This window comes from Cellulophaga sp. F20128, from assembly GCF_023015805.1.
Classification (GTDB): Bacteria; Bacteroidota; Bacteroidia; order Flavobacteriales; family Flavobacteriaceae; genus Cellulophaga.
Genome location: NZ_JALKBA010000094.1, coordinates 1 through 378, shown reverse-complemented (window position 1 = coordinate 378; position 378 = coordinate 1). Strand labels below are relative to the sequence as shown.

1 protein-coding gene is annotated in these 378 nt (G+C 38.1%); it reads right to left on the bottom strand.

The annotated features are described in order from the left end of the window. On the bottom strand, positions 1-378 hold a 378-nt coding region (locus MWU65_RS17615; protein ID WP_247079978.1), incomplete at both ends, for an alpha-N-acetylglucosaminidase N-terminal domain-containing protein.

The following is a 378-nucleotide window of genomic DNA, read 5'->3' as shown; positions in this document are numbered from 1 at the left end:
TACCGTGCAAGGCCATCCAATCTATTTCTTGCTCCCAACGTTCCCAAGTCCAATAGGGTGTTGAATAACCAAAAGCACAAACGTTTAAATAATATCTATTTTTATAAGGAGAAGTGGCTTTCATTTCTAGTACGGGCAATTCCTCTGGTATATTCAGATGTTTGCCAGACCAACTTACCATAGAGTTTGTGCCTTTTTTCAAATAATCATAGGCGCCACGGGTCAACGTAGTTGGGGAATTTCCTGTTATCAATACCTTATTGTTTTCTATTTTAACTGCATAAGAATCTAAGGAATCATTTTCAATGTAGGTGAAAATAAATTTAGAAGCCTTTTCGGGTCCCAAGGTTCGTATAAGAACGTCTTCAGCCGCCATAA